The sequence below is a fragment of the Brevundimonas sp. FV1ye29L genome (assembly GCF_058681095.1).
Genome location: NZ_CM178730.1, coordinates 2,093,713 through 2,120,218, shown reverse-complemented (window position 1 = coordinate 2,120,218; position 26,506 = coordinate 2,093,713). Strand labels below are relative to the sequence as shown.

Annotated in this window: 26 protein-coding genes; 11 read left to right on the top strand and 15 right to left on the bottom strand. The window is 67.4% G+C overall.

Annotated features, from left to right (window positions below):
* Nucleotides 1-91: 91 nt before the first annotated feature.
* Both ACW17W_RS10465 and ACW17W_RS10460 read left to right on the top strand, forming a co-directional pair.
* The gene (locus ACW17W_RS10465; protein ID WP_492076806.1) at nucleotides 92-3,034 is read left to right on the top strand and encodes a TonB-dependent receptor plug domain-containing protein; all 2,943 of its coding nucleotides are present in this window, start codon (nucleotides 92-94) and stop codon (nucleotides 3,032-3,034) included.
* 170 nt (nucleotides 3,035-3,204) lie between these two features.
* Nucleotides 3,205-3,759: a hypothetical protein gene (locus tag ACW17W_RS10460; RefSeq protein ID WP_492076805.1), complete on the top strand. Its 555-nt coding sequence runs from the start codon at nucleotides 3,205-3,207 to the stop codon at nucleotides 3,757-3,759.
* Nucleotides 3,760-3,763: 4 nt separating this feature from the next.
* Here ACW17W_RS10460 and ACW17W_RS10455 read toward each other — a convergent pair whose 3' ends face one another.
* The 6 genes from ACW17W_RS10455 to ACW17W_RS10430 form a co-directional block, all read right to left on the bottom strand.
* Nucleotides 3,764-4,738 (bottom strand): class I SAM-dependent methyltransferase, encoded by a 975-nt coding sequence (locus tag ACW17W_RS10455; protein WP_492076803.1) that lies wholly within the window; start codon nucleotides 4,736-4,738, stop codon nucleotides 3,764-3,766.
* A gap of 144 nt (nucleotides 4,739-4,882) precedes the next feature.
* Nucleotides 4,883-7,549 carry a methionine synthase gene (gene metH / locus ACW17W_RS10450; RefSeq protein ID WP_492076802.1) on the bottom strand — a complete coding sequence of 889 codons (2,667 nt, stop codon included), beginning with the start codon at nucleotides 7,547-7,549 and terminating at the stop codon, nucleotides 4,883-4,885.
* Nucleotides 7,549-8,031, bottom strand: coding sequence for a DUF6882 domain-containing protein (locus tag ACW17W_RS10445; protein ID WP_492076801.1), 483 nt, complete (start codon nucleotides 8,029-8,031; stop codon nucleotides 7,549-7,551). The genes metH and ACW17W_RS10445 overlap by 1 nt, the downstream gene beginning before the upstream one ends.
* Nucleotides 8,031-9,113 carry a homocysteine S-methyltransferase family protein gene (locus ACW17W_RS10440; RefSeq protein ID WP_492076800.1) on the bottom strand — a complete coding sequence of 361 codons (1,083 nt, stop codon included), beginning with the start codon at nucleotides 9,111-9,113 and terminating at the stop codon, nucleotides 8,031-8,033. Before ACW17W_RS10440 ends, ACW17W_RS10445 begins: the two co-directional genes overlap by 1 nt.
* Nucleotides 9,110-10,069: a methylenetetrahydrofolate reductase [NAD(P)H] gene (gene metF, locus ACW17W_RS10435; RefSeq protein WP_492076799.1), complete on the bottom strand. Its 960-nt coding sequence runs from the start codon at nucleotides 10,067-10,069 to the stop codon at nucleotides 9,110-9,112. Before metF ends, ACW17W_RS10440 begins: the two co-directional genes overlap by 4 nt.
* Nucleotides 10,069-11,043 carry an ArsR/SmtB family transcription factor gene (locus tag ACW17W_RS10430; RefSeq protein ID WP_492076798.1) on the bottom strand — a complete coding sequence of 325 codons (975 nt, stop codon included), beginning with the start codon at nucleotides 11,041-11,043 and terminating at the stop codon, nucleotides 10,069-10,071. Before ACW17W_RS10430 ends, metF begins: the two co-directional genes overlap by 1 nt.
* 140 nt (nucleotides 11,044-11,183) lie before the next feature.
* Here ACW17W_RS10430 and ACW17W_RS10425 point away from each other — a divergent pair, with 140 nt between their 5' ends.
* Nucleotides 11,184-11,729: an EF-hand domain-containing protein gene (locus ACW17W_RS10425; protein WP_492076797.1), complete on the top strand. Its 546-nt coding sequence runs from the start codon at nucleotides 11,184-11,186 to the stop codon at nucleotides 11,727-11,729.
* On the opposite strand, the gene ACW17W_RS10420 is transcribed toward ACW17W_RS10425, so the two are convergent.
* The 4 genes from ACW17W_RS10420 to ACW17W_RS10405 all read right to left on the bottom strand — a co-directional run bounded on the left by ACW17W_RS10420 (nucleotide 11,726) and on the right by ACW17W_RS10405 (nucleotide 15,748).
* Complete coding sequence (locus ACW17W_RS10420; protein WP_492076796.1) at nucleotides 11,726-12,655, bottom strand: 2-hydroxyacid dehydrogenase; 930 nt, start codon at nucleotides 12,653-12,655, stop codon at nucleotides 11,726-11,728. The genes ACW17W_RS10425 and ACW17W_RS10420 overlap by 4 nt on opposite strands.
* Before the next feature lie 91 nt (nucleotides 12,656-12,746).
* The gene (ettA, locus tag ACW17W_RS10415; protein ID WP_492076795.1) at nucleotides 12,747-14,414 is read right to left on the bottom strand and encodes an energy-dependent translational throttle protein EttA; all 1,668 of its coding nucleotides are present in this window, start codon (nucleotides 14,412-14,414) and stop codon (nucleotides 12,747-12,749) included.
* 169 nt (nucleotides 14,415-14,583) lie between these two features.
* Nucleotides 14,584-15,225, bottom strand: coding sequence for an NrsF family protein (locus ACW17W_RS10410; protein ID WP_492076794.1), 642 nt, complete (start codon nucleotides 15,223-15,225; stop codon nucleotides 14,584-14,586).
* On the bottom strand, nucleotides 15,215-15,748 hold the full coding sequence (locus ACW17W_RS10405) for a sigma-70 family RNA polymerase sigma factor (RefSeq protein WP_492076793.1): 534 nt from the start codon (nucleotides 15,746-15,748) through the stop codon (nucleotides 15,215-15,217). The genes ACW17W_RS10410 and ACW17W_RS10405 overlap by 11 nt, the downstream gene beginning before the upstream one ends.
* Before the next feature lie 195 nt (nucleotides 15,749-15,943).
* On the opposite strand from ACW17W_RS10405, the gene ACW17W_RS10400 reads away from it, so the two are divergent.
* From ACW17W_RS10400 to ACW17W_RS10385, 4 genes are read left to right on the top strand one after another with little or no spacing between them, the layout of a single operon-like run.
* Entirely contained in the window at nucleotides 15,944-16,240 is a 297-nt protein-coding gene (locus ACW17W_RS10400) for a BufA1 family periplasmic bufferin-type metallophore (protein ID WP_492076792.1), read from the top strand.
* A gap of 34 nt (nucleotides 16,241-16,274) precedes the next feature.
* Nucleotides 16,275-17,153 carry an MNIO family bufferin maturase gene (bufB, locus tag ACW17W_RS10395; RefSeq protein WP_492076791.1) on the top strand — a complete coding sequence of 293 codons (879 nt, stop codon included), beginning with the start codon at nucleotides 16,275-16,277 and terminating at the stop codon, nucleotides 17,151-17,153.
* Nucleotides 17,146-17,907 (top strand): HvfC/BufC family peptide modification chaperone, encoded by a 762-nt coding sequence (locus ACW17W_RS10390; protein WP_492076790.1) that lies wholly within the window; start codon nucleotides 17,146-17,148, stop codon nucleotides 17,905-17,907. Before bufB ends, ACW17W_RS10390 begins: the two co-directional genes overlap by 8 nt.
* A complete protein-coding gene (locus ACW17W_RS10385) occupies nucleotides 17,904-18,368 on the top strand; it encodes a DoxX family protein (RefSeq protein WP_492076789.1) in 465 nt (154 codons plus the stop codon). The genes ACW17W_RS10390 and ACW17W_RS10385 overlap by 4 nt, the downstream gene beginning before the upstream one ends.
* 3 nt (nucleotides 18,369-18,371) lie before the next feature.
* Here the strand turns inward: ACW17W_RS10385 and ACW17W_RS10380 are convergent, their stop codons facing one another.
* A complete protein-coding gene (locus tag ACW17W_RS10380) occupies nucleotides 18,372-19,283 on the bottom strand; it encodes an alpha/beta hydrolase (protein WP_492076788.1) in 912 nt (303 codons plus the stop codon).
* Nucleotides 19,284-19,409: 126 nt separating this feature from the next.
* On the opposite strand from ACW17W_RS10380, the gene ACW17W_RS10375 reads away from it, so the two are divergent.
* Nucleotides 19,410-19,643, top strand: a complete 234-nt coding sequence (locus tag ACW17W_RS10375; RefSeq protein ID WP_492076787.1) for an AbrB/MazE/SpoVT family DNA-binding domain-containing protein — start codon at nucleotides 19,410-19,412, stop codon at nucleotides 19,641-19,643.
* Nucleotides 19,630-19,968 carry a type II toxin-antitoxin system PemK/MazF family toxin gene (locus ACW17W_RS10370; RefSeq protein ID WP_492076785.1) on the top strand — a complete coding sequence of 113 codons (339 nt, stop codon included), beginning with the start codon at nucleotides 19,630-19,632 and terminating at the stop codon, nucleotides 19,966-19,968. Before ACW17W_RS10375 ends, ACW17W_RS10370 begins: the two co-directional genes overlap by 14 nt.
* Before the next feature lie 33 nt (nucleotides 19,969-20,001).
* Here the strand turns inward: ACW17W_RS10370 and ACW17W_RS10365 are convergent, their stop codons facing one another.
* Nucleotides 20,002-20,613, bottom strand: coding sequence for a TIGR02466 family protein (locus tag ACW17W_RS10365; RefSeq protein ID WP_492076784.1), 612 nt, complete (start codon nucleotides 20,611-20,613; stop codon nucleotides 20,002-20,004).
* Nucleotides 20,614-20,918: 305 nt separating this feature from the next.
* Between ACW17W_RS10365 and ACW17W_RS10360 the strand changes: the two genes are divergently transcribed.
* Together ACW17W_RS10360 and metG are read left to right on the top strand one after the other, a co-directional pair.
* Nucleotides 20,919-22,256 carry an MATE family efflux transporter gene (locus ACW17W_RS10360; RefSeq protein ID WP_492076783.1) on the top strand — a complete coding sequence of 446 codons (1,338 nt, stop codon included), beginning with the start codon at nucleotides 20,919-20,921 and terminating at the stop codon, nucleotides 22,254-22,256.
* Nucleotides 22,257-22,428: 172 nt separating this feature from the next.
* Nucleotides 22,429-24,132 carry a methionine--tRNA ligase gene (metG, locus tag ACW17W_RS10355; protein ID WP_492076782.1) on the top strand — a complete coding sequence of 568 codons (1,704 nt, stop codon included), beginning with the start codon at nucleotides 22,429-22,431 and terminating at the stop codon, nucleotides 24,130-24,132.
* A 4-nt stretch (nucleotides 24,133-24,136) separates the two neighbouring features.
* Here metG and ACW17W_RS10350 read toward each other — a convergent pair whose 3' ends face one another.
* From ACW17W_RS10350 to rlmB, 3 genes are read right to left on the bottom strand one after another with little or no spacing between them, the layout of a single operon-like run.
* Nucleotides 24,137-24,625 (bottom strand): hypothetical protein, encoded by a 489-nt coding sequence (locus tag ACW17W_RS10350; RefSeq protein WP_492076781.1) that lies wholly within the window; start codon nucleotides 24,623-24,625, stop codon nucleotides 24,137-24,139.
* On the bottom strand, nucleotides 24,622-25,485 hold the full coding sequence (locus ACW17W_RS10345; RefSeq protein ID WP_492076780.1) for a TerC family protein: 864 nt from the start codon (nucleotides 25,483-25,485) through the stop codon (nucleotides 24,622-24,624). The genes ACW17W_RS10350 and ACW17W_RS10345 overlap by 4 nt, the downstream gene beginning before the upstream one ends.
* Before the next feature lie 31 nt (nucleotides 25,486-25,516).
* Complete coding sequence (rlmB, locus tag ACW17W_RS10340; protein WP_492076779.1) at nucleotides 25,517-26,413, bottom strand: 23S rRNA (guanosine(2251)-2'-O)-methyltransferase RlmB; 897 nt, start codon at nucleotides 26,411-26,413, stop codon at nucleotides 25,517-25,519.
* Nucleotides 26,414-26,506 lie beyond the last annotated feature (93 nt).

The following is a 26,506-nucleotide window of genomic DNA, read 5'->3' as shown; positions in this document are numbered from 1 at the left end:
ATCGCGTCTGCGGAAAAAAACTGCGGTCAAGCGGCGCTCCAACAACTGGAGGCGTCGAACATCAGGAGAACGATCCTTGAGAACCCAACCCATGCGTCAACGCCTGCTGGCGACAACCATCATCACCGGCGCGGCCATGCTCGCCTTCGCTGCACCGGCCATGGCCCAGAGCCAGGAACCGGCTGCTGACGAAGTCGCCGAGATCGTCGTCACGGGCTCGCGCATCCCGCAAGCCAACCTGGTGACCACCAGCCCGGTCACCCAGGTGACGGGCGAGGATATCGATGTCGCAGGCGTGACCCGGGTCGAGGACCTGATCACCCAGCTGCCGCAGGCCTTCGCCTCGCAGAACTCGACCGTGTCCAACGGCGCCTCCGGCACCGCCACCGTGTCGCTGCGCAACCTCGGTTCGTCGCGCACCCTGGTGCTGATCGACGGCCGCCGCATGGGCTATGGCTCGCCGAACGACGACGCGGCCGACCTGAACCAGATCCCCGGCCAGCTGGTCGAGCGTGTTGAAGTCCTGACCGGCGGCGCCTCGGCCGTCTACGGCTCGGACGCCATCGCCGGCGTCGTGAACTTCATCATGAAGAAGGAGTTCGAGGGCATCCAGATCGACGCCCAGTACGGCTTCTATCAGCACAACAACGACTATGACGGCGTCGGCAACCTGCGCGCGGAAATCCAGCGTCGCGGCACGACCAACCCGTCGCAGTTCAGCCTGCCTGACGACAACGTCTCCGACGGCGAAAGCCGCGAAGTCACCCTGACGATGGGCGTGTCCTCGCCGGACGGCAAGGGCAACCTGCTGGCCTATGCCGGCTACCGGAACAACAACCCGGTGCTGCAGGCCGGCCGCGACTATTCGGCCTGTACGATCGCCAACCCGGCCGCTGCGCGTCCGACGACCTATGCCTGCGGCGGCTCCGGCACGTCGTTCCCGGGCCGGTTCACGGATTTCGCGACGTTCAACTACACGGTCAACGGTTCGCGCCAGTTCGTTCCGTTCAACGCGGACGTCAACAACTACAACTATGGACCGATCAACTACTATCAGCGTCCCGATGAGCGCTACACGCTCGGCGCCTTTGGCCGGTATGAAGTCAATGAACACGCCGAGGCTTTCGCCCAGCTGATGTTCAACGACTATTCGTCGGTCGCCCAGATCGCGCCGTCGGGTTCGTTCTTCAACACCGACACCATCAACTGCGACAACCCCCTGCTGTCGGCCCAGCAATCCGGTCTCGTCTGTACTCCGGCCCAGATCGCCTCGGGCGCCCGGGTTCCGTTCTACGTCGGTCGCCGGAACGTCGAGGGCGGCGGTCGTCAGGACTCGTTGAACTATGAGTCCTACCGCGCCGTGGTCGGCCTCCGCGGTCTGATCACCGAGGGCTGGAACTATGACGTCGCCGCCCAGTTCTCGCGTGTCCGTCTGTCGCGCACCTATCTGAACGACTTCTCGGTCAGCCGCCTGTCGCGGGCCCTGGACGTCGTCAGCGTCGGCGGCGTTCCGACCTGCCGGTCGGTGGTCAACGGCACCGATCCGAACTGCGTCCCCTATGACGTCTTCACCTCGGGCGGCGTGACCCAGGCGGCTCTGGACTATCTGCAGATCCCGCTGATCCAGACCGGCGAAACGACCCAGCAGGTCGTTACGGCTGCTGTCACCGGCGACCTGACCCAGTATGGCGTTCAGTCGCCCTGGGCCGCCAGCGGCGTGAAGGTGGCCTTCGGCGCCGAATACCGTCGCGACTATCTGGGTTCGACCACCGACGCCGCCTTCGCCTCCGGCGACGGCGCCGGCCAGGGCGGGCCGACGATCGGCGTGACCGGTTCGGTCGATGTGACCGATGTCTTCGCCGAGGTTCAGGTTCCGCTGGCCGACGGTCAGTCCTGGGCCTATTCGGCCTCGGTCGACGCCGCCTATCGTCACTCCGAGTACAAGGCGATCTCGACCGACACCTACAAGTTCGGCGCCGACTATGCGCCGGTCGAGGATGTCCGCCTGCGCGCCAGCTACTCGCGAGCGGTTCGTGCGCCCAACGTGCTGGAACTGTTCGCGGCGCAAGGCTTCGGTCTGTTTGACGTCAGCACCGGCGACCCTTGCGGCGCCGCCAAGACGGCGAGCCTCGCCCAGTGCACCGCCACGGGCGTTCCGACCAACCTGTACGGCACTGCCGGTCTTGACAGCCCGGCTGGCCAGTACAACCAGATCACGGGCGGCAACCCCAACCTGGAAGCGGAAGAGTCGGACACCATCACCTTCGGTGTTGTTCTCACCCCGTCCTTCCTGCCGCGCTTCAACATGTCGATCGACTGGTTCGACATCCAGGTTGACGGCCTGATCTCCTCGGTTGGCGCCGCCAACACACTGAACCTCTGCTACGTCGACAATGACCCCGCCGCCTGCGGCCGTATCAATCGCGGACCGACCGGCTCGCTCTGGGTCGGCAGCGGTTTCGTTGAAAACCTGTCGATCAACATCGGTGGCCTGAAGACCAGCGGCATCGACATCAACGCCGGCTACAGCGTCGATCTCGAGGACTGGGGCGTGGCGGGTTACGGCTCGCTGGGCTTGAGCTTCGTCGGCACCTGGCTCAACGAGCTGGAAACCGACACGGGCACCGGAACGGCCAGCGCGATCTATGACTGCACGGGCTATTACGGATCGTCCGAGTGCGGCATTCCCAACCCCGAGTGGCGTCACCGCGCCCGCGTGACCTGGCAGTCGCCCTGGGATGTGAACGTGTCGGGCACCTGGCGCTACTATAGCGAGGCGACCTTCGGTTCGAGCCTGACCGGTGCGGTCACGGGCCGTCTGGACTCCAAGCTGGACGCCATGAACTACTTCGACCTCGCCGCCGACTGGCAGATCACCGATACGGTCAGCGGCCGCGTCGGCGTGAACAACGTGTTCGACACCGATCCCCCGCTGTCGGTCGCGGCCGGCACCGGCGGCAACGGCAACACCTATCCGCAGCTTTACGATGCGCTGGGCCGCTACGTCTTCTTCAGCGTCAGCGCGAACTTCTAGAGACCTTCGACCCTCGGGTCGGATCGTCAGAAAACGGGGCGGCGGATCTTCGGGTCCGCCGCCCTTTTTCGTATGGGGGCGCCCCATTAAAACCATCGGGCCTGTTCAGGCGTTGGGAAGGCCACCGCTGCTGCGCGGCCTGTCTCGTCTTCTGCCGTCCGGATGTCTTCATGCTGATTTCGCTTTTGCTCGCCGTCCTGCAAGTCGCCGAACCGCAGGACGGGCCCATCGCCACAGCCTCTCCGCGCGAGGGCGAAACGGCGGCGCAGGTCCGGCTGCGTGAGGCGATTGCCTATGAATCGCCGATGCCGCGCGGCGCCCCGGATCAGGACTATCCGCTGGTCGCCTGGTGCGACGCCCTGGTCACCGGCCATATCCGGCTGGGCGAGACCCTGACCGATCGCGACCCGCTGGATCTGGAGATATTGCGTCTGGGGCGTCTGGAAGCGTCCGACTTCCGCTCGGCCCTCGCCGAGGCTGAGCCGCGACAGACGCCGGCGATGAAGGCCGCAGCGACAGCTGCAGCGGCTGAGGCCGGGGCCATGTGGACGCCCTTGATGGCCCAGACCGATGAAGCGGCGCGCAGTCGGGCTTTCGGCCTGTTCTTCGGCCTGCCGGGCCGCTGCGAACACGCTGCGCGGCGCATCCGGGCGAACATCACCACGCCGCCCGCCAGTCTGTCCGACGTCGGGCTGGACACCGAAGGACGGCCGACCGCGCCCTGACCGCTCACATCGTGGGGGCGGTTCGCGAGAAGGTCGCCAGCCAGCCGGTCAGTCCGCCGGCAGCGTCGTGTCGTTCCGTCAGTTCGGTCGCGATCAGCCCCGTCTTCCCGGCGCGCGCCACGAAGGCGTCGATGCCGGAGCGATCCAGCGCCGCCTCGATCTGGCAGACCTGCCGGCGGCGCCAGGCGGCGTTGCCCTGTTCGAACCGGACCAGACACTCAAGGGCGCTGTCGACGCCATAGCGATCTGCGCCCATGGCCAGGTCGTTCAGATAGCCGACCAGATAGCGCACCGTGTCGAAGGCCGGTTCGCGTCGCGTGCGGGCGGCGATCGTCAGCACGGCCTCGCGGAAGGCGCGGTCTGTGGCGTCGATCGAGGCGGCGGCGGGCCGCGTGTTCAGCCGCGCCCTGTAGGCCCTGCGCCCCGCTCGTAGCGCCAGATCGTCGCCCAATACGGCATCATAGGCGGCCACCCTGAGCCGGGCCTGCCGGGTGATCTCACTGTCGGCGTGATGGATCAGCATGCGGGCCTGACCATCCGGCCTGAGGACCCGCGACAGTTCTTTCAGGGCCCGTCCGGGATCCGCATATTCTATTCCGTACTGGGAGGTCGCTGTGTCGAAATGGCCGGACGGGAAGGACAGGGCCTCGATCGAAATCCCCCCCAGCAAGGTCAGGCCGGTCGCAGCCGGATCGCCCGGGGGCGGGAGGTCGGCATAGTCCACGCCGATGATCTCGAAGGTCTTGCCGGCGCTTCTTCCGGCGGCGGCCGCATATCCTGCAACCTGTCCGTTGCCGGTCGCCAGATCGAGGATGCGCGACCCGTCGTCGCGCCCGGCCAGCCAGGCCAGCCAGACGTCAGCGGTGTCGGCGGCGGCGCCTGTACCGGCGCTGTCCATGGTCATGACATCGCGCCGACCGCTGGCCCAGTAGTCGCTCCAGTGCCAGCCGGGTCGGCGGTCTCCAGTCGCCTTGATCACGTCGAGCGCCCACCCTGCCGGGTGACGTCGCCTTGTGCGCGCCTTGCCGGTCTATGGGATTACGGCGTTCCACGGAAGGCGGATGAGGGGTTGTGATACGTTCGCTGAAGATTATTCCCGGTTGCGGGGAGGGTTTCGCCCGGATCAGGCGGCAGTGACACGGGAGGTCTGATCCGGCTCGTAGTTCAGGATCGGGGCCAGCCAGCGCTCGGCGGTCACGACGTCCCAGCCCTTGCGCGCGGCATAGTCCTCGATCTGGTCGCGATCAATCTTTCCCACACCGAAATAGTGGCTGCCGGGATGGCCGAAATACAGGCCCGAGACCGAGGCCGGCGGCGTCATGGCATAGCTCTCGGTCAGGGCCATGCCGGCATTGGCCTCGGCATTCAGTATACGGAACAACGTCGCCTTCTCCGTGTGATCGGGCTGGGCCGGATAGCCGGGGGCGGGGCGAATACCCTGATATTGCTCGGCGATCAGCTCGTCGACGCTGGCCGTCTCGTCGGGGGCGTAGCCCCACAGCTGGGTCCGGACCTCCTTGTGCAGCCGCTCGGCGAAGGCCTCGGCCAGACGGTCGGCCAGGGCCGAGGCCATGATGGCCGAATAGTCGTCGCCGGCGTCCCTGAACCGCTTCGACGCTTCCAGTTCGCCGTGACCCGTCGTGACGGCGAAGGCGCCGATATAGTCCTCGCCGGTCTCGGCCACGAAGTCGGACAGGGCGAGGTTCGGCTTGCCGTTCGACTTCCGGATTTGCTGGCGCAGGGTGTGGAAGCGGGCGATCTCCTCGGTGCGGCTCTCATCGGCATAGACGGCCACGTCGTCGCCGACGGCGTTGGCGGGCCAGAAGCCGACCACGCCTTTGGCTGCGAACCACTTCTCGTCGATGATCCGCTTCAGCATGGCCTTTGCGTCCTTGAACAGGTCCTTCGCCGCCTCGCCGACGATCTCGTCCTCAAGGATCAGGGGATAGCGGCCGATCAGCTCCCAGGAGGCGAAGAAGGGCGTCCAGTCGATGTGGTCGGCCAGGTCCTGCAGGTCCCAGGCGTCGAAGGCGCGCACGCCGATGAAGGTCGGGCTTGGGGTGTGGGGTGTGGGGTGTGGGGGACGCCAGCGGTTCTCGCGGGCCTGGGGCAGTGCGGCGCGCGCCTTGACCTCCTGGCCCCGGGCGTACTGCTCGCGGATGCGGATGTATTCGTCGCGGGTGGCGGCCTCGTTCTTCTCGCGCTCGGTCCTGGACAGCAGGCCCGAGACCACGCCCACGGCGCGGGAGGCGTCGACCACATAGGTGGTCGAGCCCTTGCGGTAGCCCGGCTCGATTTTGACCGCCGTATGGGTCCGGCTGGTGGTCGCCCCGCCAATCAGCAGGGGAATGTCGAAGCCGCGCCGCTCCATCTCGCGCGCGACGAAGACCATCTCATCCAGCGACGGCGTGATCAGGCCCGACAGGCCGATGATGTCGACCTTGTGCTCGACGGCGGCGTCCAGGATCCGATCCGCCGGGACCATGACGCCCAGGTCGATGACCTCGTAATTGTTACACTGCAGCACGACGCCGACGATGTTCTTGCCGATGTCGTGGACGTCGCCCTTGACCGTGGCCATCAGGATGCGGCCGGCCTGTTCCCTCGGCTTGCCGGCCTTTTCGGCCTCCATATAGGGCTCCAGCCAGGCCACGGCCTGTTTCATCACCCGCGCCGACTTGACCACCTGCGGCAGGAACATCTTGCCCGAGCCGAACAGGTCGCCGACCACGTTCATCCCGTCCATCAGCGGACCCTCGATGACGTGCAGCGGCCGCTCGACCCCCAGCCGCGCCTCCTCGGTATCGGCGTCGATGAACTCGGTGATGCCGTTGACCAGGGCGTGTTCGATCCGCTTGCCGACGGGGGCGTCGCGCCATTTCAGATCGACGACCCGGGCCACGCCCTTGTCGCCCTTGTAGTTGGGGGCGATGTCAACCAGCCGCTCGGTGTTGGAGACATTGGTCCGCTGGGGCCGGTTGAGGATCACGTCCTCGACGGCCTCGCGCAGGGTCGGCTCGATGTCGGTATAGACCGGCAGGTCGCCGGCGTTGACGATGCCCATGTCCATGCCCGCCTGGATGGCGTGGTACAGGAAGACGCTGTGGATCGCCCGGCGCACCGGCTCGTTGCCGCGGAAGCTGAACGAGACGTTCGACACGCCGCCGGACACGCGGGCGTAGGGCAGGGTCGCCTTGATCGCCCGCGTCGCCTCGATGAAGTCGACGGCGTAGTTGTCGTGCTCCTCGATCCCCGTCGCCACGGCGAAGATGTTGGGGTCGAAGATGATGTCCTCGGGCGGGAAGCCGACCTCGTTGACGAGGATGTTGTAGGCGCGGGTGCAGATCTCGATCTTGCGCGCGGCGGTGTCGGCCTGGCCGACCTCGTCGAAGGCCATGACCACCACGGCGGCGCCGTAGCGCAGGCATTTGACCGCCTGTTCGCGGAACTCTGCCTCGCCCGCCTTCATCGAGATCGAATTGACGATCGGCTTGCCCTGGACGCATTTCAACCCGGCCTCGATCACCTCCCATTTGGAACTGTCGATCATCACCGGCACGCGGGCGATGTCGGGCTCGGCCGCGATCAGGTTGAGGAAGGTGACCATGGCCTGCTTCGAATCCAGCAGGCCCTCGTCCATGTTGATGTCGATCACCGAGGCCCCGGCCTCGACCTGCTGCCGCGCCACCGACAGGGCGGCGGCATAGTCGCCGTCGATGATCAGCTTCTTGAATTTGGCCGAGCCGGTGACGTTGGTCCGCTCGCCGACGTTGATGAAGGTGGGTCTCATCAGGCGGGTTTCACTTCGTCGATAGAACGGATGAGAAGAAACAGGCCGCCAGCTTCAGTTTGCGGACGATAGGCTCCGATTGACCCTGCAAGGCGGGCCGCGACGGCGGTCAGATGCCATCCAAGGCCGTTCAGATCGCTGGATTTGAGCGACGCGGTGAAAAGTTCCCGAATTCTGTGTTGTTCACCGTAGGCCCGCGCCGTCCGGGCATCTCCGGTCAGATTGTCGGTCCAATGAGAGTTGGCCCACGACCAAAGCCAATCCTTGTGGCCCGTCGATCCCACGATCTGGATATCTGCACGCAAAGAGACCTGCCCGTTGTCCGAGAAGGTGAGTTCGCGCCGGGCCATGTCGTAGTCCCAGCGGTCCCGATGGCCCAGCCGCAGTTCACGCTCGAGCTTGTCGTTCTTCGCTTCGAGTTCGTGAAAGGCGTCCTGTCGCCAATCTCGATACCATTTGGGCGAACCGCCAAAACCGAACATCACGCCACCAGCTCGAACGGTTCCAGCCCGCTCAGCCGCATGGCCACGGGCCGTTCCGGTATCTCCCGCGTCGGCAGCTTGGCCACCGCCTCCGCCGTGTGCCGGATATGTTCGGGCGTCGTGCCGCAGCAGCCGCCGACGATGTTGACCAGGCCCGAGGCCGCCCATTCCTCGATGAAGTGGGCGGTCTGGTGCGGTTCCTCGTCGTAGTGGCCCATGGCGTTGGGCAGGCCGGCGTTGGGATAGGCGGCGACCAGGGTGTCGGCGACGCGGCTGAGCTCGGCGATGAAGGGCCGCATCAGGTCAGCGCCCAGGGCGCAGTTGAAGCCGACCGCGAAGGGTCTGGCGTGGCGCACGCTGTTCCAGAAGGCCTCGGCCGTCTGGCCCGACAGGGTCCGGCCCGAGCGGTCGGTGATCGTGCCCGAAATCCAGATGGGCAGGGCCTCCATCCCCTCGTCCTCGAGGTCCTTGATGGCCTTGATCGCCGCCTTGCAGTTCAGCGTGTCGGTGATGGTCTCGATCAAATAGAGGTGCACGCCGCCCTCGTTCAGCGCCTTCACCTGATGGCGATAGGCGTCATAGACCTGGTCGAAGGTCACCAGACGCGCGCCGGGATCGTTCACGTCCGACGACATCGACAGCATCTTGTTCAGCGGCCCGATCGAGCCGGCGGCGAAGCGCGGCTTGTGCGGCTCCTTTTCCGTCCAGCGGTCGGCGGCGGCGCGGGCCAGTTTCGCCCCTTCCAGATTGATGTCCCACACTGACTGTTCGTCCAGTTTGTAGTCGTCCTGGGCAATGACGGTGGCGCTGAAGGTGTTGGTCTCGGAGATGTCGGCTCCGGCGGCGAAATACTGGTCGTGCAGGTCGGCGATGACGTCCGGGCGGGTGATGCAGAGGATGTCGTTGTTGCCCTTCATCTGGTCGCGTTCGTCATAGCCATTGGCCGCCACGAAGCGGTCGCCGCGGAAGTCGGCCTCCTCCAGGCCGCGACGCTGGATCATCACGCCCCACGATCCGTCGAGCACCAGGATGCGTTCCCTGGCCGCCTGATGCAGGGCGGCGATGCGTTGGGGGCGGGTCATGCGGCGGCCTTCTGTTCGCGAACGCCCAGCACGCGGCAGATCGCATAGACCAGGTCGGCGCGGTTCAGGGTGTAGAAGTGGAAGTCCTGGAACCCCTCTTCCTGCAGTCGGGCGCAGGTCTCGGCGGCGATCGAGGCGGCCAGCAGTTTTCGGGTCTCGGGGTCGTCGTCCAGGCCTTCGAAATGGGTCGCCAGCCAGCCGGGGACGGAGGCGCCGCACGAGGCGCTCATCCGCACCAGACCGTTGAAGTTCGACACCGGCATGATGCCGGGAAGCAGCGGGATCTCGATCCCGGCGGCGCGGATCCGGTCGCGATACCTCAGGAAGGCGTCGATATCGAAGAAGAACTGGCTGATCGCACGGGTGGCGCCGGCGTCCACCTTGGCCTTCAGCACATCAATATCGTGCGCGATGGAGGGACTCTCGGGGTGTTTCTCCGGATAGGCGCCGACTGTGACGTCAAACCCGCCAACGCGGCCTATGGCGGCGGTCAGCTCGGTCGCATTGGCATAGCCGTCGGCCCGGGGCTGATAGGCGCCGCCGATGCCGCCTGAACTATCATGGCCGCCGGGCGGGTCGCCGCGCAGGGCGACGATGTGGTTCACCCCGATGGCCTTGTAGCTCTCGATCACCTCATCGACCTCGGCGCGGCTGGCCTCGACACAGGTCAGGTGGGCGGCGGGCCGGAGCGTGGTCTCGGTCAGCATCCGCTGCACGGTGCGATGGGTGCGCTCGCGGGTTGAACCGCCGGCGCCATAGGTGACCGAAACGAATTCAGGGTTCAGCGGCTCCAGCCGGCGCACCGCGTCCCAGAGGCTCTCCTCGGCCTTGTCGGTCCTGGGCGGGAAGAACTCGAACGAGACCCGGACCGGGTTGTCGTTGTCGCCTGCGCGGGCCACCGGACCCAGGGGGGACAGCAGCAGGGCGCGGGCGGCGTTGAGGGAGGAGGCGGCCATCAAGCGGTCTTTCGGTCCTGTTCTGTGCGGCGTTCCGCCGTCCAGATCGTCACTGTCAGGCGCCCGGCGCCGTCACCCGGTTCGGGAGGCAGGGCGACGGGGGCCAGGGGGGAAAGCCCCGCCGACATCATCCAGTCGGCGATCTCGGTGTCGGCGAAGCCCAGTCGCCGGTGCTGGTGCGCCTCGCGCATATGCTCAAAGTCATGGGGGGCGAAGTCGATGATCACCAGCCGTCCGCCCGGCGCGACCAGTCGTGCGGCCTCTGCGGCCGCCGCAGCGGGATCGGCGAGATAGTGCAGCACCTGGTGTACGATGACCAGATCCGCGCTCCGGGACGGGAGGCGGGTGCCGAAAATGTCGCCGTGACGCAGTTCGACGCGCTGCAGCCCGGCCCGGCTGACGTTGGCGCGGGCGATGTTCAGCATGTTCTGGCTGAGATCCAGCCCGATCGACATCTTCGCCTTCTTGCCCAGCAGGGTCAGCATCCGGCCTGAGCCGGTGCCCAGATCGACGACACGGTTGAAGGGGCCGGGGCCAACCGCCCGCTCCAGCGCCGCCTCGACCGCGCTTTCGCTGACATAGAGGGAGCGCAGCCGGTCCCACTGGGGCGCCACCTGTTCGAAATAGTCGGCAGCGGCGGCCTCGCGCTCCTTGCGCACCGCATCGAGCTCGCGGTGGTCGGTCTCCCCGGCATCGTCGGAGAGCAGGTCCAGTATGGTGTCCACCAGTCGTCGCGCCGAAGCCTCGTGCGAGAGCCGATAGTAGACCCGGGCCCCGTCCGGGAAACGTTCGATCAGGCCGGCATCAGCCAGCAGCTTCAGATGGCGTGAGACCCGCGGCTGGCTCTGGTCCAGAATGCGCGACATCTCCATGACCGACAGCTCCTCCCCGGCGAGCAGGGACAGGATACGCAGGCGGGTCGGCTCGCCGGCGGCGCTGAGGGCCTCTACGGTCTGGTCGGCGGACAGGGACATGAAGTCATATAAAGATATCCTTATATGATTTGGCAAGCTGAAACCGCTCTTCGTCGAAGATCGACGATCCCCTGGATCCGGGGGAAGCGACGGACTGCGCCCGATCGTGCGTTTAGTCCCTGCTACAACCGGAGCTCATCATGAACCGCATCGCCCTCGTCAGTCTCATTGCCGGCGCCACTGTCGCCGCCTCCATTCCTGTCGCGGCCTCGGCCCAGTCACGGAGCATGATCCCGCCCGAGACGCTGGAAACCACGCTTCGGCGACAGGACGCGATGTTCGATCGTCTTGATCTCAATCGCGACAACGCCGTCACCCCCACCGAGGCCGAGGCGGCCGCGGCGGCCATGCGCGCCCGGATGGGCGGGGGTCAGGGGGGCGGAGCTCCGCGTGGCGGGGCCGGCGGTCCCCGTCCGGGCGGGCCGGGGCAGGGCGGCCCGGGCGGAGGCTTCATGGCCCGGATGTTCACCGACGCTGACGCTGACGGCGACGGTCAACTGTCCCGCGCCGAGATGCGCACCGCTGCCACGCGACGATTCACGGAAATGGACAAGAACGGCGACGGGGTCCTGTCCGCCGACGAAAGGCCCCAGGGCCCTGGCATGCGCGGACCCGGCGGAGGTCAGGGCGCGGGCCCGGGCGGCGGGCAACCGGTCCAGATCCCCATGGGCGACGAGGGCAACTAGTCCCTGACGGGGGTCTTCGGCGGCTCGCCGCCGAGGACCGCCGCCAGATTCTGCATCAGCAGCATCAGCATGCCCTGGACGGATTCTGTCGTCGCGCCGGCCGTGTGCGGGGTCAGGAGGGTGTTCGGCGCATCGGCCCACCGGTCCAGGTCGAGCGGCTCGTCGGTAAAGACATCCAGAGCCGCCTGGCCCAGGGCGCCGGACTTCAGCGCCGCGATCAGGGCGGTCTCGTCCACCACCTGACCGCGCGAGACATTGACCAGCAGGCCGGCCGGGCCGATGGCCTCGATGACCCCCTTCGAGATCAGGCCGACATTGGTCTCATCCACCTTGCAGGCGACCGCGAGGATATCGCTCTGTTTCGCCAGGGCCATCAGGCTGTCGGCGCGGGGCCAGGGCGCCGGCCTGTCACGCGGGCTCCACCAGCTGACATCCATACGCAGGACCTCGGCGCGCCGCGCGATGGCCTCGCCGATCGCGCCCAGTCCGACGAGGCCCAGTCGCTGGCCCTTCAGTGAACCGGTCAGGGTGCGGGCATCGGAGCGCCATTGTCCGGCGCGGATCGAGCGGTCGCCGGTCACCAGTCCCCGCCGCGCCGCGATCACCAGACCGATGGCGTGGTCGGCCACATCCTCGTGATTGACGCCCGGCGCATGGGTGACGATCAGGCCCCGTTCGCGACACCAGGGCACATCGATCCGGTCATACCCCGAGGTGAAACAGGCGATGTGGACCAGGTTCGGCAGCCGCTCGATCAGCGCCTTGTCCAGCTCGAACTCGCCCGTGACGACCATGGACCGGATCTGGCCCTCGGCCCCGGCCAGCGGTCCCTCCCAGAACCGGTAGACCTGGTAGCCGCTGTCCAGAAAGGCGGTCAGGGGTCCCAGATGGGGCTGCATGATCAGGAGGGCGGGGCGCTGGGTCATGGGCGCAGCCTAAGCATGCTGCGGGACCGCGTCACCGGAAAGAAAACGGCCTCCCGATGGGGAGGCCGTTGGTCGTCCTATTTGTCGCGGATCAGCGTCCGAACTTCTGGAACTTGATCCGGCTCGGGATCAGGCTGTCGGCGCCGAGGCGGCGTTTCTTGTCTTCCTCATAGGCCTCGAAGTTGCCCTCGAACCATTCGACGTGGCTGTCGCCCTCGAAGGCGAGGATGTGGGTGGCCAGACGGTCCAGGAACCAGCGGTCGTGGGAGATGACCACGGCGCAGCCGGCGAACTCCTCCAGGGCCTCCTCGAGGTTCTGCAGCGTCTCGATGTCGAGGTCGTTGGTCGGTTCGTCGAGCAGGATCAGGTTGCCGCCGGTGGCCAGGGTCTTGGCCAGGTGGACGCGGTTGCGCTCACCGCCCGACAGTTGGCCCACCTTCTTCTGCTGGTCGCCGCCCTTGAAGTTGAAGCTGCCGACATAGGCGCGGGTGTTGATCTCGCGCTTGCCGACCATCATCACATCGGTGCCGCCCGAGATGGCCTGCCAGATAGTCTCATCGGGCTTCAGGTCGTCGCGCGACTGGTCGACATAGGCCAGCTTGACCGTCTCCCCGACCTTGATGGTGCCGCCGTCCGGCTGTTCCTGACCGGTGATCAGCTTGAACATGGTCGATTTGCCGGCGCCGTTGGGGCCGATGACGCCGACGATGCCGTTGGGCGGCAGTTTGAAGGTCAGGTTGTCGAACAGGACCTTGTCGCCATAGGACTTCTGCAGGCCCTCGACCTCGAGCACGACATTGCCCAGGCGCGGGCCGGGCGGGATCTGGATGACGGCGTGGGTCTGGGCGCCGCGCTGCTGGTCCTGTTCGTCCACCATCCGCTCATAGGCGGCGAGGCGGGCCTTGGACTTGGCCTGACGGGCCTTGGCGCCGGACCGGACCCATTCCAGTTCGCGGGTGAGGGCGCGCTGGCGGGCTTCGGATTCCGACTGCTCCTGGACGACGCGCTTGGTCTTGGCTTCCAGCCACGAGGAATAGTTGCCCTCGTGCGGGTGACCCTTGCCGCGGTCCAGCTCCAGCGTCCATTTGGTGACGAGGTCCAGGAAGTAGCGGTCGTGGGTCACCAGGATGACGCAGCCCGGGAAGGCCTCCAGATGGTGCTGCAGCCAGGCGACGGATTCGGCGTCGAGGTGGTTGGTCGGTTCGTCGAGCAGCAGCATGTCGGGCTTGGAGAGCAGCAGGCGGGCGAGAGCCACGCGGCGCTTCTCCCCCCCGGACAGGCTGGTCACCGCCCAGTCGTCCGGCGGGCAGCGCAGGGCGTTCATCGCCATTTCGATACGGCTGTCGATGTCCCAGACGTCGCCGGCGTCGATCTTCTCCTGGAGGGCGGTCATCTCCTCCATCAGCTCGTCGGTGTATTCCTCGGCCATTTCGAGGGCGATGGCGTTGAACCGGTTGACCCACTGCTTCTCCTCGCACCAGGCCTCGACGTTCTCGCGGACGTTCAGGCTGTCGTCGAGGTGGGGCTCCTGTTCCAGATAGCCGCGCTTGACGCCGTCAGCCGCCCGGGCCTCGCCGGTGAACTCGGTGTCCAGCCCGGCCATGATCTTCAGCAGGGTGGATTTACCCGAGCCGTTGACGCCGACGACGCCGATCTTGGCGTCGTTGTAGAAGCTGAGCCAGATGTTTTCGAAGATCTTCTTGCCGCCGGGAAAGGTCTTGGTCAGACCTTGCATCTGGAAAATATACTGCTGCGCCATGAGGCGGTGCGCCCTGTCGTTCGTGCGAATGGGGAGGTAGGCGCGGGATGTAGCGGCCGCAGCGCCGGGAGGCAAATCCCTAGGCCGGTCGCGCGGCGGAATGAGGGCGGGCGTCCGTCATGTGTCCGGAGTGCTGGCGGCGGGCCCGGGCGGACGCCTTTGGCCCCGCCTACCAGCGGAAGGCGAACCGGCCGGTCACGGCGCCGACGGCGACGGCGACGGCGACGCCTGCGCTGTACCAGACCGCCACAAACGCGGCGGTGTGTTCCGGGCAGTGCAGGCCATAGAGGGTGGCCGCCAGACCGGCGCTCAGCAGGCCGGCGGCGGCGCCCGCCAGGGCCGGTCGCGTCGGTGCGAAGGCGCGGGCGGCCCAGAACACCAGCGGCGCGGCCATCAGGCTGAGAACGAAGATATAGGGGGCGCAGACGCGGGCGCTGTCGCCCATGACAGCGGGCATCCGCTTCGGCATCGGCATGGACAGGAGTTCAAACGCCGCCAGCCCGGCGGCGACGGCCAGGACCAGGCCCAGCAGGACCAGCGGCGCGCGCGCGCTGGCCCCGGGACGGCCCAGCCGGGCCAGCAGCCAGAAGCCGCCGGCGGCCAGGGCCGCCGTATAGGCCGCCTTGGCCCAGAATACCGGGCCGCGCATGGCGGGCATCAGATCGGGCCGGAAGCCGAGCCAGATCCCCACGGCCAGCAGGACCAGAACGCCCGCCGGTATCAGGCAGAGGAGCACGCGCCGGTTCAGTCGTCGACCCGAGGCCGGCGGCAGATCGGCCGACAGGGCCTGGATGAGATCATCAGTTTTCATGGGTGGAGCCTCCGGCGCCGTCTGCGGCGGCGAACCGGGCATTGAGGGCCTTCATCGAGCGGTGCAGGCTGACCTTGGCGGCGGCGACGGAATAGCCGTGTCGCTCTGCGGCCTCGGCGACCGACAGCCCCTTCAGCCGGACATCCTCGATCAGCCGGCGTTGTCTGGGCGGAAGCAGGGACAGGCAGCGACCCAGGTCCCAGCGAGCCGCGCCGTCCTCGACCGTATGGTCGGCGAACAGCTCGGCGGCCTCTTCCAGCGGATGGGTCGGGCGCCGGCCCTGACGACGCAGATGGTCGATCAGCTTGTGCCGGGCGACGGCGAAGGCCCAGGCCGTAAACGGCTGGCCGGGATCCCAGGTGGCGCGTTTGGCGTGGATGGCGATCAGGGTTTCCTGAACCAGGTCCTCGGCCGTGGACGGGTCGCTGAACAGGCGGCGGACGAAAAACGGGCGGAGGTGGCCGCCCATCTCGGTCAGCAGCACGCGCCATGCGACGGCGTCGCCCTCCAGGCCACGCTGCATCAAGGCTTTGAGATGGGTTTCACGATCGGTCACGGTCAGGGGCCTGATACGCCGGCGTGGCGGCCAAGGTTACATGCCCGGAGCGATAATCGACAGCGACGCTTTTCCGGGGCCGGCCTGTAACCGGCGGCGTGTCGACGGCGAATGTCCAGCTGTCCGGTCGTGGTGACCGGCGTGTCTCAGCAAGGACTTCCGATGAACCGCTCTCATGTCGCCTTCGGCCTCGCCGCCGCCGCTCTTACGGCCGGCATCGCCCATGCCGCCGCCGCCCAGAACACCAATACCCCGTCGACCCGTCCCGCCGTCGAGAAATGCTATGGCGTCGCCCTGGCCGGCAAGAACGACTGCGCCGCCGGCCCCGGCACCACCTGCGCCGGCACTTCGGTGCGCGACTATCAGGGCAATGCCTGGAAGAACGTACCCGCCGGCACCTGCACATCGATCCGCACCCCGCGCGGCAACGGCTCGCTGACGCCGATCGCCGGCCGCTGATCGGACCGCGTCCATGACACCCGGATCGTCCGTCATGCCGCTACCCGTCGCCACGGCGGGTCTCGGTCTTAAGCCGGCCCACTACGATGAGGCCTTGGGCGAAATGGCGGACGGTCTGTGGTTCGAGGTTCACGCCGAGAACTATATGGTCGAGGGCGGGCCGCGTCTGGCCTGGCTGGAAGCCATCCGCCGCGACAAGCCTTTGTCCCTGCACGGGGTCGGCCTGTCGCTGGCGGGCGATGAGGCCCCGGACGCCGACCATCTGGCGCGTCTGAAGGCCCTGGCGGACCGGTTTGAGCCCTTCGTCATGTCGGAGCATCTGGCCTGGTCGCGGCGGGCCGGGGTCTATTATCCGGACCTGCTGCCGATCGTCCGTACGAAACAGGGACTGATCCAGGTCTGTGACAACGTCAGCCGGGCCCAGGATGCGTTGGGCCGGCGGCTTTTGATCGAGAACCCGTCCCACTACCTGGCCCTGAGCGGCCATGACTATGAGGAGCCGGAGTTTCTGGCCGAGATGGCGCGCCGGACCGGCTGCGGCCTGTTGCTGGACCTCAACAATGTCCACGTCAGCGCCAACAATCTGGATGCCTCGGCCGAGGCCTGGCTGGACGCCCTGCCGGGGGATCTGGTGGGCGAGATCCATCTGGCGGGTCATGCGCCCGATCCGGAACAGGGCCCGGCCCTGTTGATCGACACCCATGGGGCGCCGGTCGCCGAGACAGTCTGGGCCCTCTATCGCCGGACGCTGGAACGGATCGGCCCCCGTCCGACCCTGATCGAACGCGACGAGGCGGTCCCGGCCTTTGCCGAATTGATGGTCGAGCGCGACCGCGCGGCGCAGCTGATGCAGGCGGCCGCGAAGCCCGCATTCGGCGTGGCGGATGTCGGGACGGAGCGGCTCTGTGCCTGAGTCTTTTCACCCAGCCCTGGCCAAAGCGGTCGGGGGCGGCGAGGGCGGCCTCGCGCCCTGGCTGGCTGGTGGGGATGAAACCCCTCTGGCCGTCTATCGCAATACGGTGGCGCGGGGCTGGATCGCGGCCCTGGGCGGGCTGTGCCCGACTGTGGAGCGGCTGGTCGGCGAGGACTGGTTTCGCGATGCGGCCCTGATCTTCGCCCGCGCCCATCCGCCCACCGGCCCGGTGCTGGACGACTATGGCGTCGATTTCCCCGACTGGCTGGAGCGGTTCCCGCCCGCAGCCGACCTGCCGTTCCTGGCCCCTGTCGCGCGGCTGGACCTGGCCTGGAGTCGGGCGCACCGGGCGGCGGATGCGCCCGTGCTGGAGCCGGGCGAAGTCGCCGGGATCGCGCCGGGTGTGATGTTCGCCGCCCGGGCCCGGCTGCACCCCTCGCTGTCGCTGTTCAACTTCGACTGGACCGCGCCGTCGATCTGGCTGGCCAATCGATCCGTTCCGGGGGCCGAGGGCGAGCCGGTCTGGGATCAACGCCCCGAGGCCCTGGCCATCCTGCGACCGCGCTGGATCGTGGAGGCGCGGCGCCTCTCTCCCGCCGAGTGGCGGTTGCTGGACGGATGCCGGCGCGGACTGACCCTGGGTCAGGCGGCGCTGGCGGCGATGGGCCGCGAGCCGGGCCTCGACCTGGCGAGACTGTTCTCAGGACTGGTTCAGGCCGGCCTGTTCACCCGACTGGAGCTCAACGACCAATGACGGCCACTGAATCCGCTATCAACGCCCCGCGACCCGCCCTGTCGGCCCTGGTCGAGGACTGGAGCGCGCGTCTTCTGCCCCGGTGGGCCCTGAGCCTGATCGTGCGGCTTGGCATCGCGGCCCCCTTCTTCCTGTCGGGCCGGACCAAGGTCGAGGGTGCGCTGACGATCACCGACAGCACCTATTTCCTCTTCGCCGAGGAGTATCGGGTTCCGCTGATCCCCAGCGACATCGCGGCCCATATGGCGACCTATTCGGAACACCTGTTCCCGGTCCTGATCGTGCTGGGTCTGATGACGCGGGTCTCGGCCCTCGCCCTGCTGGGGATGACGCTGGTGATCCAGATCTTCGTCTATCCGACCGGCTGGCCGACCCATCTGCTGTGGGCGGCGCTGCTGCTGTATCTGATCCGCTTCGGCGCCGGGCCGGTGGCTCTGGACCGGGTGCTGCGGTTGCCGTGAAGGTCAACGCGCGGGGAGCAGCGCCATCAACGCCTTGGTGAACCCGCGCGGCGCGACCGACAGATGGTCTTCGTCGTTCAGCACATCGCTGGTCAGGGTCAGGCCGGGATAGTTGCGTGAGCGAAGCCGGTCCTCGAAGCGGGCGTTGTCTCCGACCATGTTGTAGCGTGTGTTGCGACGACCGGACCCCGGAAACTCATACTCGCCGATGTACATATGGACCCGAGCCGGCAGGTCCGTTTGGGCGCGAGCATAGTCGGCTTCGGTTCGCATCATCGCGTACTCGCCGAACCAGAAGGACGGACTACCCAGTATATAACCATTGAACAGTTTTGGTTCACTAAACAGGATCTGCGCGCCCAGAAGCCCGCCATAGGAATGGCCCAGCAAGACGCGCCGAGCGGGGTCGGCCCTGAAGCGGTCCTCGATGAAGGGAAGAACCTCGGTCTTCAGATAGGTCTGGTAGGCCGCGCCGCCACCCGTGCGCTCATTGATGCGGACGGGGGTGTAGTCGCGGGTGCGGCTACTCATGCCGCCTTCGCCTACAGCATAGGACAGGCCGACCAGGATGAACTCCTCGACCACCGGGCCATCGAGGTTCACGCGTCGTGCGATCTGGCGAATGATCGGGAAGGCGTAGTCGGCGTCGGTGACATAGAGCACCGGATAGCGGCGATCCGAATCCTGCCGGTAGGACGCCGGCAGTTGGACGTAGACCTGATAGTCGCGGCCCGAAACCGGATCGGGGACGTTCCAGACCTGTGATCCCACGATCTCATAGGGCGCGCCGCCGCCACGCTGGGCGGCGGGTGTGGACTGCGCGCGGACCGACACTGCCGATGCGGCGTCAGCCGACGCCCCGGCGTCAGAACAGGCGGTGGTCAGCGCGAGCGTGGCGAGCAGAAGTCTGGTCATTGGTCGCATGGTTCCCCCAAGGTCTGTGTCGAAGTCAGCTTGACGGGAAGTGTGGCCCCGGGGCGGCGGACACCATATTGTTTGCGTCGCCGGGCGGCCTTACTGTAAGGCGGTAAGGAGCTTTCGATGTCGTCCACCCATTTCGCCAAGTTGACGTCAAAGGCGCAGACCACCCTGCCGCTGGCTGTTCGCAAGGCCCTGAAGGCCGAACCCGGTGACACCCTGATCTACCGGGTCGGGCCTGACGGGGTGACGGTGGCCCGGGCCGAACCCATGGACATCGCCTATCTGCGGAGTCTCGACAGCACCCTGGGGGAGTGGTCGACCCGGGAGGACGCGGCGGCCTATGATGACCTTTGAGGCGGGTGATGTCGTTGTGGTGCCGTTTCCGTTCAGTGACCTGCCTGTAGCCAAACCCAGACCGGCGCTGGTCGTGTCATCCGCGACGTTGAACGAGGCCGCCGGGACGACCCTTCTGGCGATGATCACCACAGCGGGCGCCGGCCTGAAGTCGGGCGATGTGGCGATTGAGGATTTCGCCGGGGCGGGGCTGAAGACCGTTTCTGTGCTGAGGCTCAAGCTGTTCACTCTCGACAATCGACTGATCGCGCGCCGGATCGGGGGGCTGTCTGCAAACGACCGAGCGGCGGCGAGAGTGGCGGTCGGCAGTCTTATCGCGCTTTAGGCGGCGGTAGCCGGGGCGGCGTCGCCCGAGGCTTCATGCATAGTTGAAGCTGATCGAGATGCGGTCGGATTTCGCCAGATTGACCGGCACCTCGTGGCGCAGCCAGCTTTCCCACATCAGCACCGTGCCGGGGGCGGGGGTCAGGTAGACGAAGGGTTTTTCCGCCTCGGAAGCGTCGGCCGTCACGCCTGGCCGCGCCATCATCATCGGCAGGCGCGGGTCTTCCAGCTTCAGGGCCGAGGCGCCGGGCGGGGTCTCGATATAGACGGTGCCCGACAGGAAGGCGTGGGGGTGGATATGGCTGGTGTGGCCGCCGCCGGGCTTGAGGATATTGACCCAGAGGTTCTCCAGCCGGGGCTTCCTCGCCAGATCGAAGTTCAGGGCCCTGGCATAGGCGAGCGCGTGCTTGTCCAGATGGCGCTTCAGCTTGGCGAACTCGGGCATCCGGTTGGGCAGGTCGTTCAGCGACCCGTAGGAGGTGTAGCCGCGATAGGCGTGGGCCCGGCACCAGGCCCGGCCGGCGCCGTCCTCCTCGGCCAGCATGCGGCAGGCCTCGGCCAACTCGGCGTTGAAGGCCTCGAAGCCGGGCGCTGCGGCGAGGCTGGCCTCATAGACCTGTGTGACGAAGAGGGGGCGAAGGGACATGCTAGTCCGTTAGCGGGTCAGGCGAGGTTCGTCATCCTTGTCCTCCCCGCCCGCAGGGTGGGGAGGTGGCGCGGCGGCCTCTCTTGGCCGACGTGACGGAGGGGGTGACCGGGTCGCTGGGTCTCGACCCCAGGAGGGATGACGTTCGACAGCGTGTCGCCCCCTCCGTCACGGCGCAAGCGCGCCGCGCCACCTCCCCATTCGCCAAGGGGGCGAACGGGGAAGTTGAAGGATCGGCGCCTTATCCACCCATAAGCAGCGCGTGTGTTGACCTCCGCAGCCGCCCATGGTCTGGCCCGCGTCCCATGTTCGCCCTCAGCCCCGACACCCGCATCGCCGTTCGCGCACTCCTGACCCTGGCCTGGCCGGTGGTGCTGGCGCGTATCGGCATCATGGTCATGGGACTGACCGACGCCCTGGTGGTGGGCAACTACTCGGGGACCGAGCTGGCCTTTCACGCCCTGGCCTGGGCGCCGACCTCGATCGTGGTGACGACGGGGGTGGGGCTGATGCTGGGCGTGCAGGTCATGACCGCCCGCCTGCTGGGCGAGGGCCGCCGCGCCGAGGTCGGGTCGGTCCTGCGGCGCGGCACGGCCTATGCGCTGCAGATCGGCGTCGTCTCCATGATCGGCATGATCCTGATCGGCCCGTGGGGGCTGAAGCATATGGGGCTGGCCGACGGTCTGGCGGAGGGCGCGTCCCCGGCCCTGATCGTCTTCGCCCTGTCGATGCCGGCCTATCTGGTCAGTGTGGCGGGCCAATTCTTTCTGGAAGCCATGGGGCGGCCCCGGGCCGGCATGTGGGCCATGTGGATCGCCAATGGCGTCAATCTGGCGCTGAACGTGCTGCTGGTGCCCGACATCCTCGGTCTGGGCATGGACGGCGCCTTCGCCTCGGCCTGGGCGACCTTCTTTGCGCGGGCGGCGCTGGCGGTGTTTCTGGTGATCTATATCCTGCGTCTGCCCGAGGCGCGGGCGCTGGGCGTGTTCACCCGGCCGGTTCGCGACCGGCCCGCCGAGCGCGAGCAGCGCAAGGTGGGATACGGCGCCGGGTCCAGCTACTTCATCGAGGTCGGCGCCTTCGCCGCCATGACCTTCATCGCCGGCCAGCTGGGGGCGGTGGAGACCACGGCCTGGACCATCGTGCTCAACATCTCGGCCATCGTCTTCATGGTTCCGCTCGGCATGGCCTCGGCGACGGCGGTGCTGGTGGGCCGGGCCTATGGCGCCAGGGACGGGGCGGGCGTCATGCGCGCGGGGATCGTGTCCATCGTGACCGCGACCGTGCTTGCGACCCTTATCGCCCTGTTCATATGGCCTGCCGCCCCGTGGCTGGCCTCGGCCTACAACCGCGACACGGCGCTTCTGGCCGTGGCCATGCCGGCCATCGTCCTGTCGACCCTGTTCTTTGTGGCCGACGCGATCCAGGTCGTGGCGGCCCAGGCCAACCGCGCCGCAGGCGACGTCTGGTGGCCGACGATCCTGCATTTCGTCGCCTATTCCGCGATCATGATGCCGCTGGGTTGGTGGCTGGCGCACCGGATGGGCGTCGATGGTCTGGTCTGGGCCGTGATCGTCGCCAGCCTGATCTCCGGGACGTTGCTGACGGCGCGGTTCCTGAGGGTGGCGCGGCGGCTGGGGTGAGGGGAGTGATTGGTGGTCGGTGATTAGTGGTTGCAGCGTCACTGCCGGGCGTCCATCTGCGACACCAATCTGTCCGATGAAAACGCCGGTAAAGGTTGCGGCGTGAGCAATCACTAGCCACTAACCACTCATCACTCACGCTTTCCGATTTACAACGCCCTTCCGGTTTTCCATGTCCCGCATCCTGATCACCTCGGCCCTGCCGTATATCAACGGCATCAAGCATCTGGGAAATCTCGCGGGCTCCATGCTGCCGGCCGACGTCTGGGCCCGGTTCAAGCGGGCCCAGGGTCATGAGGTCCTCTACATCTGCGCCACCGACGAGCACGGCACCCCGGCCGAACTGGCCGCCGCCGCTGCGGGTCAGGACGTCCAGACCTATTGCGACGAACAGCATGAGGTGCAGAAGGCGGCCGGTCTGGCGTTCGGCCTCAGCTACGACTGGTTCGGCCGGTCGTCCAGGGCGCCGAACCGTCGGCTGACCCAGCATTTCGCGGCGCGGCTGGAGGCCAATGGCCTGATCGAGGAACGGGTGGACCGGATGGTCTATTCGATCGACGACGCCCGGTTCCTGCCGGATCGCTATGTCGAGGGCACCTGTCCGCACTGCGGTCATGTCGGGGCGCGCGGCGACCAGTGCGACAACTGCGGCCGGCTGCTGGACCCGACCGACCTGATCGACCCGTATTCGGCCGTCTCGGGCAGCCGCAATCTGGAGGTGCGCGACACCCGCCACCTGTATCTGCTGCAGACGAAGCTGGAACAGCCGATCCGCGACTGGATCGACAGCCGACAGGGCTGGCAGCCGCTGGCGAAGTCGATCGCCCTGAAGCATCTGGATGAGGGTCTGATCGACCGCGGCATCACCCGCGATCTGAAATGGGGCGTGCCGGTGGTCGGCCCCGACGGCGATCCGCGCCCGGGGATGGAGGGCAAGGTCTTCTATGTCTGGTTCGACGCCCCCATCGAATATATCGGCGCGACCGAGGAATGGGCCGAGGCCAACGGCCGGACCTGGCGCGACTGGTGGCGCACCGACGAGGGCGCCGACGACGTCCGCTACGTCCAGTTCATGGGCAAGGACAATGTCGCCTTCCACACCGTCAGCTTCCCGGCGACGATCATCGGCTCGGGCGAGCCGTGGAAGACCGTCGACCAGCTGAAGGCCTTCAACTGGCTGAACTGGTACGGCGGCAAGTTCTCGACGTCCCAGAAGCGCGGCGTCTTCATGGACCAGGCGCTGGAGATCCTGCCGGCCGACTACTGGCGCTGGCATCTGACCGCCTATGGGCCGGAAGGGTCGGACGCGGCCTTCACCTGGGAACAGTTCCAGGCGACGACCAACAAGGATCTGGCCGATGTGCTGGGCAATTTCGTCAATCGCATCGTCAAGTTCACGGAATCAAAGTTCGACGGCGTCGTGCCGGACGGCGGAGAGCCCGGCCCGATCGAGGCCAAGCTGGAGGTCGACATCCGCGCCGGCCTCGTCGAGGCGACCGAACAGTTCGAGGCGATGGAATTCCGCAAGGCCGCCCAGGCCCTGCGCGCCGTCTGGGTGCTGGGCAATGAATATCTCCAGGAGGCGGCGCCCTGGACGGCGCTGAAGACCGACCGTGACCGCGCCGCCGTGGTGGTGCGGACCGGGCTGAACCTCGTGGCCCTGTTCGCCCGCCTGGCGGCGCCGGTCATGCCGTTCACCGCGCCGAAGATCGCCGAAACCGTCAGCGCGACCGACCTGACCTGGCCCGGGCCGGATGCGGCCCTGTTCGACGCTGTGCGGGCAGGGGACACTGTCGCGGCGCCCGCCGTCCTGTTCGCCAAGATCGAGGATGCCCAGGTGGCGGACTGGTCGGAGCGGTTCGGCGGGGCGGGCTAGGCCCCTACTGCCCGGGCAGGCCCATCAGGCCGGCCGGGGCGCCGAATTCGTCCGGCCAGCCGGCATGGTGGACATCCGTGGGGCCGATGACGAAGTCGACCACGGTCCAGCGCTGGTCGCGGCGTTGCATCAGGGCGTACAGCGTCGGGCCGTCGAACAGCCCCTGATCGATCTGCTGGCGGTAGCGGGTGCGGCGGAAGTCGATCTCCCGTCCGTCAGCCTGCTGCGGCCGCGCGACGACAAAGGCCCAGTCGCCCTGGACGCGCAGTGTGGCGACCACGAATTTCACCGACTGGCCCAGGTCGGCGACAATGGCCGGACGAAGGCCGTTGAGCAGTACCGGGCGCAGTGGATCGGCCGTTCCGACATCTCGTGCGGCGGAGGATACGGCCCCCGGAGTCTGGGCGGCGGCCGGCGCGGGATCGAATCCGGCCGTCAGGACCATCAGGGCTGCGGCGCTGCCGAAAAGAACCTCGCGGGCGGCCATGGTCATTCGCCCCCGGTCGTTGAGGCGGAGGGCGTGGTCTCCGCCGGCGGGGGCAGGGCGGAGCCCCTTGCCGGCAGGCCGGTCGCCGGGACGCCGTCGGTTGGCTCCGTGCGGACGCCCTTCAGGTATTTGGCCTGGTCTTCCGGCGTGATGTCGAGGAAGGCGGGCGCCGAGCGGTTGAAGGCCTCGGTGCGGTCCGTGCGGACGACCACAGAGCGCGCGCCGTCCCAGATCATGTGCAGGGCGACGTACAGGACGATGACCAGACCCAGATAGCCGATCCAGCGATAGCGGCTCAGCAGCTTGGCGATATAGGTGGCGGCCACGCCCATCAGGCCGATGGACAGGATCAGGCCGAAGACCATGATCCACGGGTGGGCGTGGGCGGCGCCGGCGACGGCCAGCACATTGTCCAGCGACATGGTGACGTCGGCGATCATGATCTGCAGCAGGGCGGCGCCGAAGGTCTTGCGCTTCAGTCCCAGTTCCTCGGGGCTGGGTCCGGTGCCATGTTCGATAGAGGCGGCCAGTTCGAGTTCGTGCTGGGCCTCGGCCTGATCGTGGGTCGCCTGTTCACGCAGCTCGCGCCACATCTTCCAGCAGACCCAGAGCAGCAGGACGCCGCCGGCCAGCAACAGGCCGACGATGGCCAGAAGCTGGACGGTGATCAGGGCGAAGCCGATTCGCAGCACCACGGCGGCGATCAACCCGACCAGAATGGCCTTGCGCCGCTGCTCCTGCGGCAGGGCGGCGGCGGCCAGGCCGACGGCCACGGCGTTGTCGCCGGCCAGAACGAGGTCGATCATCATCACCTGACCGAGGGCGGTCAGCTGGCTGAGGAAATGGGGGTCGGTGAAGAAGTCCATTCCGGCTTCCTAGCGGGACGGATTGTCGCTGTCAGCCCGCCTGTTTGCGCATCGCCTCATAAAGCGCCACCGCCGCCGCGTTCGAGACGTTCAGGCTCTCGAATCCGCCCGGCATGGGGATCCGGGCCAGGGCGTCGCAGTGCTCGGCCACAAGGCGGCGGATGCCGTCGCCTTCGGAGCCCATCACCAGAACGGTCGGCCGGGCGTCCAGCGCCTCGTCCAGCGTCTGGTCGGAGGCCCCGTCCAGACCGACGGCGCGCCAGCCGAGGTCGGCCAGTGTCTCCAGCGCGCGGCTCAGATTGGTGACCCGGGCGCACGGCAACTGCTCGGTGGCGCCGGCCGAGGCCTTGGCCAGGGCGCCGGCGAGGGCGGGCGAGTGGCGATCCTGAACCACGATTCCTTTCGCGCCGAAGGCCAGGGCCGAGCGGAAGATGGCGCCCACGTTCTGGGGGTCGGTCAGCTGGTCCAGCATAACGATGACGCCCGAGGCCGGTTCGGCGATCTCCTCCAGCGCCACGCCCTCCAGCGGCTGCACCTTGAAGACCATGCCCTGGTGCACGGCCCCGGCCGGAAGCATGCGGGCCAGCAGCTGGACGTCCATGACCTCGACGGCATGGCCGTGGGTGAGGTTGTCGCGTTGCAACTCGGCCGCGCGATCCTCCGTGACCAGCAGCCGGCCCATGCCGCGCCGCGCCGGATTGGCCAGTGCGGCGAGGACCGGGTGGCGGCCCCAGACAAAGTTGTCGCCGTCCGGACCGCTGCGGCTGCGGGAGGCGCTGTGACCCTGGCCGCCTCTCGCCGGAGATTCGCCTGCAGGCGACCAGCCGCGTTCCGTCCCGCGCTCCAGGACCCGGTCCGGCGCCCGGTCAGGCCTCGGCCGCGTGGTTCCAGACGGGGTCCTGGAGGCCTCGGGACCCTTGCCGGGCAAGGGTTTCCGGCCGCCCGTGGCGGGTGTTTTTTTCCCGCCTTTGCGGTCGTTGCGTTCTGATTTCGACGACACTATAAGACGCCCTCCGATTTG

Bases quoted from the DNA above. Each gene is read 5' to 3' on its own strand.
- ACW17W_RS10465 (WP_492076806.1), top strand. From the start codon at position 92: ATGCGTCAACGCCTGCTGGCGACAACCATCATCACCGGCGCGGCCATG.
- ACW17W_RS10365 (WP_492076784.1), bottom strand. From the start codon at position 20,613: ATGTCCCTTCGCCCCCTCTTCGTCACACAGGTCTATGAGGCCAGCCTC.
- ACW17W_RS10375 (WP_492076787.1), top strand. From the start codon at position 19,410: ATGTCGTCCACCCATTTCGCCAAGTTGACGTCAAAGGCGCAGACCACC.
- ACW17W_RS10360 (WP_492076783.1), top strand. From the start codon at position 20,919: ATGTTCGCCCTCAGCCCCGACACCCGCATCGCCGTTCGCGCACTCCTG.
- ACW17W_RS10380 (WP_492076788.1), bottom strand. From the start codon at position 19,283: ATGACCAGACTTCTGCTCGCCACGCTCGCGCTGACCACCGCCTGTTCT.
- ACW17W_RS10430 (WP_492076798.1), bottom strand. From the start codon at position 11,043: ATGTCCCTGTCCGCCGACCAGACCGTAGAGGCCCTCAGCGCCGCCGGC.
- metG (WP_492076782.1), top strand. From the start codon at position 22,429: ATGTCCCGCATCCTGATCACCTCGGCCCTGCCGTATATCAACGGCATC.
- ACW17W_RS10420 (WP_492076796.1), bottom strand. From the start codon at position 12,655: ATGACCCAGCGCCCCGCCCTCCTGATCATGCAGCCCCATCTGGGACCC.
- ACW17W_RS10370 (WP_492076785.1), top strand. From the start codon at position 19,630: ATGATGACCTTTGAGGCGGGTGATGTCGTTGTGGTGCCGTTTCCGTTC.
- ACW17W_RS10425 (WP_492076797.1), top strand. From the start codon at position 11,184: ATGAACCGCATCGCCCTCGTCAGTCTCATTGCCGGCGCCACTGTCGCC.
- ACW17W_RS10410 (WP_492076794.1), bottom strand. From the start codon at position 15,225: ATGAAAACTGATGATCTCATCCAGGCCCTGTCGGCCGATCTGCCGCCG.
- ACW17W_RS10460 (WP_492076805.1), top strand. From the start codon at position 3,205: ATGCTGATTTCGCTTTTGCTCGCCGTCCTGCAAGTCGCCGAACCGCAG.
- ACW17W_RS10405 (WP_492076793.1), bottom strand. From the start codon at position 15,748: ATGCAGCGTGGCCTGGAGGGCGACGCCGTCGCATGGCGCGTGCTGCTG.
- metH (WP_492076802.1), bottom strand. From the start codon at position 7,549: ATGAGACCCACCTTCATCAACGTCGGCGAGCGGACCAACGTCACCGGC.
- ACW17W_RS10345 (WP_492076780.1), bottom strand. From the start codon at position 25,485: ATGGACTTCTTCACCGACCCCCATTTCCTCAGCCAGCTGACCGCCCTC.
- ACW17W_RS10400 (WP_492076792.1), top strand. From the start codon at position 15,944: ATGAACCGCTCTCATGTCGCCTTCGGCCTCGCCGCCGCCGCTCTTACG.
- ACW17W_RS10350 (WP_492076781.1), bottom strand. From the start codon at position 24,625: ATGACCATGGCCGCCCGCGAGGTTCTTTTCGGCAGCGCCGCAGCCCTG.
- ettA (WP_492076795.1), bottom strand. From the start codon at position 14,414: ATGGCGCAGCAGTATATTTTCCAGATGCAAGGTCTGACCAAGACCTTT.
- ACW17W_RS10440 (WP_492076800.1), bottom strand. From the start codon at position 9,113: ATGACCCGCCCCCAACGCATCGCCGCCCTGCATCAGGCGGCCAGGGAA.
- ACW17W_RS10445 (WP_492076801.1), bottom strand. From the start codon at position 8,031: ATGTTCGGTTTTGGCGGTTCGCCCAAATGGTATCGAGATTGGCGACAG.
- ACW17W_RS10385 (WP_492076789.1), top strand. From the start codon at position 17,904: ATGACGGCCACTGAATCCGCTATCAACGCCCCGCGACCCGCCCTGTCG.
- bufB (WP_492076791.1), top strand. From the start codon at position 16,275: ATGCCGCTACCCGTCGCCACGGCGGGTCTCGGTCTTAAGCCGGCCCAC.
- metF (WP_492076799.1), bottom strand. From the start codon at position 10,069: ATGGCCGCCTCCTCCCTCAACGCCGCCCGCGCCCTGCTGCTGTCCCCC.